7 protein-coding genes are annotated in these 9,536 nt (G+C 65.9%); all 7 read right to left on the reverse strand.

The features are described 5' to 3' along the window. Positions 1 to 12: 12 nt before the first annotated feature. On the reverse strand, positions 13 to 321 hold the full coding sequence (gene rpsJ / locus ACTMTF_RS35550; RefSeq protein ID WP_012887830.1) for a 30S ribosomal protein S10: 309 nt from the start codon (positions 319 to 321) through the stop codon (positions 13 to 15). Positions 322 to 596: 275 nt separating this feature from the next. Beyond that, positions 597 to 1,790, reverse strand: coding sequence for an elongation factor Tu (gene tuf / locus ACTMTF_RS35555; RefSeq protein ID WP_327108822.1), 1,194 nt, complete (start codon positions 1,788 to 1,790; stop codon positions 597 to 599). Positions 1,791 to 1,901: 111 nt separating this feature from the next. Further along, the gene (fusA, locus tag ACTMTF_RS35560; protein WP_441114589.1) at positions 1,902 to 3,950 is read right to left on the reverse strand and encodes an elongation factor G; all 2,049 of its coding nucleotides are present in this window, start codon (positions 3,948 to 3,950) and stop codon (positions 1,902 to 1,904) included. 89 nt (positions 3,951 to 4,039) lie between these two features. Then, complete coding sequence (rpsG, locus tag ACTMTF_RS35565; RefSeq protein ID WP_043623423.1) at positions 4,040 to 4,510, reverse strand: 30S ribosomal protein S7; 471 nt, start codon at positions 4,508 to 4,510, stop codon at positions 4,040 to 4,042. 2 nt (positions 4,511 to 4,512) lie between these two features. Continuing rightward, entirely contained in the window at positions 4,513 to 4,887 is a 375-nt protein-coding gene (gene rpsL / locus ACTMTF_RS35570; protein WP_336212852.1) for a 30S ribosomal protein S12, read from the reverse strand. Positions 4,888 to 5,463: 576 nt separating this feature from the next. Further along, entirely contained in the window at positions 5,464 to 9,339 is a 3,876-nt protein-coding gene (locus tag ACTMTF_RS35575) for a DNA-directed RNA polymerase subunit beta' (protein WP_441114583.1), read from the reverse strand. 16 nt (positions 9,340 to 9,355) lie between these two features. After that, positions 9,356 to 9,536 (reverse strand): hypothetical protein (locus ACTMTF_RS35580; protein ID WP_441114584.1); only part of this gene is annotated, 181 nt, incomplete at its 5' end.

Raw genomic sequence — 9,536 nt, forward strand, 5'->3', positions numbered from 1 at the left:
CAGTGCGTTCCCTCAGAGCTTGATCGAAATGTCGACGCCCGCCGGGAGGTCGAGCCGCATGAGCGAGTCAACCGTCTTGGGCGTCGGGTCGATGATGTCAATGAGCCGCTTGTGCGTGCGCATCTCGAAATGCTCGCGGCTGTCCTTGTACTTGTGCGGCGAGCGGATGACGCAGTACACGTTCTTCTCGGTCGGCAGCGGCACCGGGCCCGCGACCTTCGCGCCAGTCCGCGTCACCGTCTCGACGATCTTCTTGGCCGAGCTATCGATGACCTCGTGGTCATAGGCCTTAAGCCGGATGCGGATCTTCTGTCCCGCCATAATGGCCTCGGTGTCCTTCGCTGTCGTCTGAAAAAGTATCGTGCGGCCTTTTGCCGCGTGCGGGTCGAGCCCGCACGACTCCACGAAGCAGACGCAATCGATCTGCCTTTTCTTCCGTGATCCGGCAGCTACTTCGGTCACTGGACCGAAGCGACTGCTGGATCACGGCTTTCCCCGTGAAGCCTTCCGGAACGGAAGCCGTATGGACTCCTGTCCCGATCGTGGCGCGGCGGCCGGCCCCTGATGTGGAGGCCGACCGCCACCCCGCGGTCGAACTACTTGATGATCTTCACAACCCGGCCGGCGCCGACGGTGCGGCCACCCTCACGGATCGCGAACTTGAGGCCTTCCTCCATGGCGATGGGCTGGATCAGCTCAACGCGCATTTCGGTGTTGTCGCCCGGCATGACCATCTCGGTGCCCTCGGGGAGGTTCACCACACCGGTCACGTCAGTCGTACGGAAGTAGAACTGCGGGCGGTAGTTGTTGAAGAACGGCGTGTGGCGGCCGCCCTCGTCCTTGGACAGGATGTAGACCTGGCCCTCGAACTCGGTGTGCGGGGTGGTCGTGCCCGGCTTGATGATGCACTGGCCGCGCTCGACCTGCTCGCGCTTGATGCCGCGGAGCAGCAGGGCGGCGTTGTCGCCGGCCTGACCCTCGTCGAGCATCTTGTTGAACATCTCGATGCTGGTGACGGTGGTGGTCGTCTTCTCCGGCTGGATGCCGATGATGTCGACCTGCTCGTTGACCTTGACGATGCCACGCTCGATACGGCCGGTGACGACCGTGCCGCGACCGGTGATCGAGAAGACGTCCTCGACCGGCATGAGGAACGGCTTCTCCGTCTCACGCGGCGGCTCGGGGACGTTCTCGTCCACGGCGTCCATCAGCTCGACGATGGTGTCGGCCCACTTCTGGTCGCCCTCAAGAGCCTTGAGCGCGGAGACGCGGATGACCGGCAGGTCGTCGCCGGGGAACTCCTGAGCGGACAGGAGCTCGCGAACCTCGAGCTCGACGAGCTCCAGGATCTCCTCGTCGTCCACCATGTCGGACTTGTTCAGAGCCACAACGATGTAGGGGACGCCGACCTGGCGGGCCAGGAGGACGTGCTCCTTCGTCTGGGGCATCGGACCGTCGGTGGCGGCGACCACGAGGATCGCGCCGTCCATCTGAGCGGCACCGGTGATCATGTTCTTCACGTAGTCGGCGTGACCGGGGCAGTCCACGTGAGCGTAGTGGCGCTTCTCGGTCTGGTACTCGACGTGCGCGATGGAGATCGTAATGCCCCGGGCCTTCTCCTCGGGCGCCTTGTCGATCTTGTCGAAAGGCGTTGCCGCGTTCAGCTCGGGGTAACGGTCGTGGAGCACCTTGGTGATCGCCGCGGTCAGCGTGGTCTTACCGTGGTCGATATGCCCAATGGTGCCGATGTTCATGTGCGGCTTGTTCCGCTCGAACTTGGCCTTGCCCACTGGTTCTCTCCTTGAGAATCTGACTGACTTTCGTCTGCACACTCGGGCCCGGGTGATCCCGAACCCCTAGGCGGCGGGACGGTCTCGCGACCATCCCGCCAGGGACCGGAACTATTCGCCCCGGGCCTTCGCGACGATCTCCTTGGCGATGCCCGGAGGCACCTCCGAGTAGGAGTCGAACTGCATGCTGTAGCTCGCGCGTCCCTGCGTCTTGCTACGCAGGTCGCCCACGTAGCCGAACATCTCAGACAGCGGCACGAGCGCCTGGACGACTCGGGCGCCGGCCCGCTCGTCCATCGCCTGGATCTGCCCGCGGCGACCGTTGAGGTCACCGATGACGTCACCCATGTAGTCCTCGGGCGTGGTGACCTCAACGGCCATCATCGGCTCGAGGAGCACAGCGTCAGCCTTGCGCGCGGCCTCCTTGAAGGCCATCGAGCCGGCAATCTTGAAGGCCATTTCCGAGGAGTCGACGTCGTGCGCGGCACCGTCGGTCAGCGTCACCTTCACGCCCACCATCGGGTAGCCCGCCAGCACACCGAACTCGGCGGCCTCCTGAGCGCCCGCGTCGACCGAGGGGATGTACTCCCTCGGGACACGGCCACCCGTGACCTTGTTCTCGAACTCGTAGCCGTCGTTGCCTTCGCCCAGCGGCTCGAGATTGATGATCACCCGCGCGAACTGACCGGAACCACCGGTCTGCTTCTTGTGGGTGTAGTCGACCTTCTCCACCTTGCGGCGGATGGTCTCACGGTACGCGACCTGCGGACGACCGACGTTGGCCTCGACCTTGAACTCGCGCCGCATGCGGTCGACGAGGATCTCCAGGTGAAGCTCGCCCATGCCCCAGATGACCGTCTGACCGGTCTCCTCGTCACGGCGGACCTGGAAGGACGGGTCCTCCTCGGCCAGTCGCTGGATCGCGATCGACAGCTTCTCCTGGTCGCCCTTGGTCTTGGGCTCGATGGCGACGTTGATGACCGGAGCCGGGAACGTCATCGACTCGAGCACGACCTGGTGGGTCGGGTCGGAGAGGGTGTCACCGGTGGTGGTGTCCTTCAGACCCATGACCGCCACGATCTGACCAGCGATCGCCGACGGGCGCTCTTCGCGCTTGTTGGCGTGCATCTGGTAGATCTTGCCGATCCGCTCCTTCTTACCCTTCACAGAGTTGATGACCTGTGAACCGGTCTCGAGCGTGCCCGAGTAGATGCGGATGTAGGTGAGCTTGCCCAGGTGCGGGTCGCTCGCGATCTTGAAGGCCAGGGCGGAGAACGGCTCGGTCGGGTCCGCGTGCCGCTCGACGACCTTCTCCTCGTTGCCGACCGCGTGGCCCTTGAAGGCCTTGAGGTCGGTCGGCGCGGGGAGGTAGGCGACGATCGCGTCGAGCAGGGGCTGCACGCCCTTGTTCTTGAACGCGGTGCCACACAGGACCGGGTTGATGGCGCTGGCCAGCGTCGCGCGGCGCAGGGCCGCGACCAGCTGCTCCTCGGTGGGCTCGATGCCCTCGAGGAAGAGCTCCATCAGCTCGTCGTCGTTCTCGGCGACCGTCTCGATGAGCCGGTCACGCCACTCGCGAGCCACCTCGGCGTGGTCGGCCGGGAGGTCGACGACGTCGTACATCTCGCCCTTGGCCGCCTCGGCGCTCCACAGGAGGCCCTTCAGCGCGATGAGGTCGATGACGCCCTTGAAGTCGGCCTCGACGCCCCACGGCAGCTGAACGACCGCCGGAGTGGCACCCAGCCGGTTGATCATCATGTCGACGCAGCGGTGGAACTCCGCGCCGACCCGGTCCATCTTGTTGACGAAGCAGATCCGGGGAACCTCGTAGCGGTCAGCCTGCCGCCACACCGTCTCCGACTGCGGCTCGACACCCGCGACGCCGTCGAACACGGCGACGGCACCGTCGAGGACGCGGAGCGAACGCTCCACCTCGATGGTGAAGTCGACGTGCCCCGGGGTGTCGATGATGTTGATCGTGTGACCGTTCCACTCGCAGGTCGTCGCGGCAGACGTGATCGTGATGCCGCGCTCCTGCTCCTGCTCCATCCAGTCCATCGTGGCTGCGCCCTCGTGGACTTCACCGATCTTGTAGTTGATGCCGGTGTAGAACAGGATGCGCTCGGTCGTGGTGGTCTTGCCCGCGTCGATATGGGCCATGATCCCGATGTTGCGGACCTTGGCCAGGTCAAGAGCGGTCGTGGTGGCCACTTCTCTCGCGTCCTCGTCGTCTCGTCGAACCCGCCGGGTTACCAGCGGTAGTGGGCGAAGGCCTTGTTGGACTCGGCCATCTTGTGCGTGTCCTCACGCTTCTTGACGCTCGCCCCGAGGCCGTTGCTGGCGTCGAGGAGCTCGTTCATGAGGCGCTCGGTCATGGTCTTCTCGCGGCGGGCGCGGGAGTACTGCACCAGCCAGCGCAGGGCCAGGGTGGTGCTGCGCGCGGCGCGCACCTCGACCGGCACCTGGTAGGTCGCGCCACCGACGCGACGGCTGCGAACCTCGAGGGTCGGCTTGACGTTGTCAAGCGCGCGCTTGAGGGTGACGACCGGGTCGTTGCCGGTCTTCTCCCTGCAGCCCTCGAGAGCGCCGTAGACGATCGACTGCGCGATGGAGCGCTTGCCGTCCAGAAGCACCTTGTTGATCAGAGCGGTGACCAGCGGCGAACTGTAAACCGGGTCAGACATGAGCTGACGACGGCCAGGAGAACCCTTACGAGGCATAGTTAGCTCTTCTCCCTCTTCGCACCGTAGTGGCTGCGGCCCTGCTTGCGGTTGCGGACACCCTGGGTGTCCAGCGAGCCGCGGATGATCTTGTAACGAACACCCGGCAGGTCCTTCACACGACCGCCACGCACGAGCACGATCGAGTGCTCCTGCAGGTTGTGTCCCACACCGGGGATGTAGGCCGTGACCTCGATGCCGTTGGTGAGCCGTACACGGGCCACCTTGCGCAGTGCCGAGTTGGGCTTCTTCGGGGTCGTGGTGTAAACACGCTGGCACACACCGCGCCGCTGCGGACTCCCCTTGAGGGCAGGAGTCTTGGTCTTGGAGACCTTGTCCTGCCGGCCCTTGCGGACCAACTGCTGAATAGTGGGCACTGCCACTCCGTTTCGTGCTGGCCGGTGTTACGTCTTGTTGTGCAATTCGCAGGTTCTGCCGGTGTCATGACCTGCGCATTCGCTGTGCTTCCGCGCCCCCGCGCTCGGGCGTGTCGCGCTATCCGCAAACACATCCCCGAGGACTACGAGCCAGGAAGCCGACCCGCGCTCCGATATGAGCGCACGGTCGAGAGCCCGCTAGCAACGGGCACGAAGCTCTAGACTACCCAGGCCCGCACGACACGTCAAAACGGCGCGGGCAGGCTCTTGAAGCCTTCCCACTCCGGCCGGCGGGACCCATCCATCAAAGGCCCGGCTGCTGCTCCTGGACAATGATATAGGCACCGACCACATGCCGTCCCCCATACCAAAGAATCATCCGTTCCACACACCTCTCGGCCGGCTTCGAGCGTGTCGGCAGCGCCCGGTACCCTGCGGACCGGCCTCCAGGGGACCACCCGGACCATTCATCCCCGCACAGCGCCGTACAGCCCCGAAGCCGTACAGACCGAAAAGCGCGCGCCCGGACCCCTCGGAGAGGGACCCGGGCGCGCGCCACGGCTACTTACGAGATGTTCACCGGTTGTACTGACCGAAGTCGTACTCCTCCAGCGGCACGGCCTCGCCGCTGCCGGTGCCGAAGGTGTAGTCCGCCGCGGAGCCGTCGTAACCGCCCACGGTGTACATGGCGGCCTTGGCCTCCTCGGTCGGCTCGACCCGGATGTTGCGGTACTGGGGCATGCCCGTACCGGCCGGGATGAGCTTACCGATGATGACGTTCTCCTTCAGGCCCAGGAGCGAGTCGGACTTGGCGTGGATCGCCGCGTCCGTCAGGACCCTGGTGGTCTCCTGGAAGGAGGCCGCCGACAGCCACGACTCGGTGGCGAGCGACGCCTTGGTGATGCCCATGAGCACCGGACGACCGGCGGCCGGAGAGCCGCCTTCAGCCACCGTCTCGCGGTTCATCAGCTCGAAGCGCGGACGCTCCACGAGCTCGCCGGGCAGCAGGTCGGTGTCACCGGACTCCAGCACGTTCACGCGCTTGAGCATCTGCCGCACGATGATCTCGATGTGCTTGTCGTGGATCGACACACCCTGCGAGCGGTAGACCTGCTGCACCTCGGCCACCAGGTGCAGCTGCACGGCCCGCGGGCCGAGGATGCGCAGCACCTCGTTGGGGTTGACCGCACCGGCGACGAGCTGCTGGCCCACCGTCACGCGCTGGCCATCGGTGATGAGCAGGCGCGACCGCATGGAGACCGGGTAGGCGATCTCCTCCGAGCCGTCGTCGGGAGTGACGACGAGCTTGCGGGACTTGTCGGTCTCGTCGATCCGGACCCTGCCCTCGGCCTCGGAGATCGGGGCGACACCCTTGGGGATGCGCGCCTCGAAGAGCTCCTGGACTCGGGGCAGACCGTGGGTGATGTCGGCGCCCGCCACACCACCGGTGTGGAAGGTACGCATCGTCAGCTGCGTGCCGGGCTCGCCGATCGACTGGGCGGCGATGATGCCGACCGCCTCGCCGACGTCCACGAGCTTGCCGGTGGCCAGCGAGCGGCCGTAGCAGGTCGCGCAGACACCGATCTTGGCCTCGCAGACGAGCGCGCTGCGGGTGCGGACGGTCTCGATGCCGGCCTCGACCAGATCGGTGACGTGGATGTCGTTGATGTCGACACCCGCGGGCGCGATGACCTTGCCGTCGACCTCGACGTCCTCGGCCAGGATGCGGCCGTGCACGTTGGACTCGGCGTTCTCGGCCTTGACCAGGTTGCCCGACGCGTCGCGGTCGGCGACGTGCAGCGGGACGCCACGGTCGGTGCCACAGTCGATCTCGCGGACGATGACGTCCTGCGCCACGTCCACCAGACGCCGGGTGAGGTAACCCGAGTCCGCCGTACGCAGCGCGGTGTCGGCCAGACCCTTGCGCTGTCCGTGGGTGGAGATGAAGTACTCCAGCACCGACAGGCCCTCGCGGAACGAGGCCTTGATCGGACGCGGGATCGTCTCACCCTTGGTGTTGGACACCAGGCCACGGATGCCGGCGATCTGACGCACCTGCATCTTGTTGCCTCGGGCGCCGGAGTTGACCATCATCCAGACCGGGTTGGTCGCCGGGAAGGCGTTGACCATGTCGGTCTCGACGTCGGCCGTGGCGTGCGTCCAGATCTCGATGAGCTCCTGACGGCGCTCCTCGTCGGTGATCAGGCCGCGCTCGTACTCACGCTGCACCTTGTCGGCGCGGCGCTCGTAGTTCTCCATGATGTCGGCCTTGTTGGGCGGCGCGACGACGTCGTCGATCGAGATCGTGACGCCGGAGCGGGTCGCCCAGCGGAAGCCGGCGTCCTTGAGCGCGTCGAGCGCGTTGGCCACTTCGACCTTGGGATAGGTCTCGGCCAGCTCGTTGACGATCGTGGACAGCTGCTTCTTGCCGACCTGGAAGTTGACGAACGGGTAGCTCACGGGCAGCGTCTGGTTGAACAGGCACCGCCCGAACGTCGTCTCCAGGCGGATCGGGTCGCCCTGCTCCCAGCCCTCGGGCGCGACCCACTCACGCGGCGGCAGGACGTCCTTCATCCGGATCTGGATCTTCGCCTGAATCTCCAGCTCGCGGCGGTCGAAGGCCATCTGAGCCTCGGCGATCGAGCCGAAGACCCGGCCCTCGCCGATGGCGCCTTCCTTGTGCGTGGTCAGCCAGTAGAGGCCGATGACCATGTCCTGGGTGGGCATCGTCACGGGCTTGCCGTCGGCCGGCTTGAGGATGTTGTTGGTCGAGAGCATCAGGATGCGTGCCTCGGCCTGGGCCTCAGCCGACAGCGGCAGGTGCACGGCCATCTGGTCGCCGTCGAAGTCCGCGTTGAAGGCGGTGCAGACGAGCGGGTGGATCTGGATGGCCTTGCCCTCGACGAGCTGCGGCTCGAACGCCTGGATGCCCAGACGGTGGAGCGTGGGCGCGCGGTTGAGCAGCACGGGGTGCTCGGTGATGACCTCTTCGAGCACGTCCCACACCACGGGCCTGGCGCGCTCGACCATCCGCTTGGCCGACTTGATGTTCTGGGCGTGGTTGAGATCGACCAGCCTCTTCATCACGAACGGCTTGAACAGCTCCAGCGCCATCTGCTTGGGCAGACCGCACTGGTGCAGCTTGAGCTGCGGGCCGACGACGATGACCGAACGGCCGGAGTAGTCGACGCGCTTGCCCAGCAGGTTCTGGCGGAAGCGGCCCTGCTTGCCCTTGAGCATGTCGCTGAGGGACTTGAGGGGCCGGTTGCCGGGACCGGTGACCGGGCGGCCACGACGGCCGTTGTCGAACAGCGCGTCGACGGCCTCCTGCAGCATCCGCTTCTCGTTGTTCACGATGATCTCGGGCGCGCCGAGGTCGAGAAGCCGCTTGAGGCGGTTGTTGCGGTTGATGACCCGGCGGTAGAGGTCGTTCAGGTCGGAGGTGGCGAACCGGCCACCGTCGAGCTGAACCATCGGCCGCAGGTCCGGCGGGATGACCGGAATGCAGTCGAGCACCATGCCGCGCGGCGAGTTGGTGGTGCTGAGGAACGCCGAGACGACCTTGAGCCGCTTGAGGGCGCGGGCCTTCTTCTGGCCCTTGCCGCTGCGGATGGTCTCGCGGAGGTTCTCGGCCTCCTGAGCGAGGTCGAAACTGATCAGGCGGTCCTGGATCGCCTGCGCGCCCATGCCGCCCTTGAAGTAGCGGCCGAAGCGGTCGCGCATCTCGCGGTAGAGCAGCTCGTCGCCCTCGAGGTCCTGGACCTTGAGGTTCTTGAAGCGGCTCCAGACCTCCTCGAGCCGGTCCAGCTCACGCTGGGCCCGGTCGCGGAGCTGACGCATCTCGCGCTCAGCGCCCTCACGGACCTTGCGGCGCTGGTCGCCCTTGGCGCCGGCGGCCTCGAGCTCGCTCAGGTCACTTTCGAGCTTCTTCTGCCTGGCCTCGACGTCGGCGTCACGGCGCTGCTCGATGTGCTGCCGCTCGACGGAGATCTTCGCCTCGAGCGAGGGCAGGTCACGCTCACGCATGTCGGTGTCGACCTGCGTGATCATGTACGCCGCGAAGTAGATGACCTTCTCCAGGTCCTTCGGGGCGAGGTCGAGCAGGTAGCCCAGGCGCGACGGGACACCCTTGAAGTACCAGATGTGGGTGACCGGCGCGGCCAGCTCGATGTGGCCCATCCGCTCACGACGCACCTTGGCGCGAGTGACCTCGACGCCACAGCGCTCACAGATGATGCCCTTGAAGCGGACGCGCTTGTACTTGCCGCAGTAGCACTCCCAGTCGCGGGTCGGGCCGAAGATCTTCTCGCAGAAGAGTCCGTCCTTTTCCGGCTTGAGAGTCCGGTAGTTGATGGTCTCGGGCTTCTTGACCTCGCCGTGCGACCACTGACGAATGTCGTCGGCCGTCGCCAGCCCGATCCGAAGCTCGTCGAAGAAGTTGACGTCCAGCATGCTTGCGATCTCCCCCTCAGACTTCTTCCACGCTGCTCGGCTCACGCCGGGACAGGTCGATACCGAGCTCCTCCGCGGCGCGGAAGACGTCCTCGTCGGTGTCACGCATCTCGATGGACATGCCGTCGCTGGAGAGCACCTCGACGTTGAGGCACAGCGACTGCATTTCCTTGATGAGGACCTTGAAGGACTCCGGG

It is taken from the genome of Nonomuraea sp. ZG12 (assembly GCF_052068115.1).
Lineage (GTDB): Bacteria > Actinomycetota > Actinomycetes > Streptosporangiales > Streptosporangiaceae > Nonomuraea.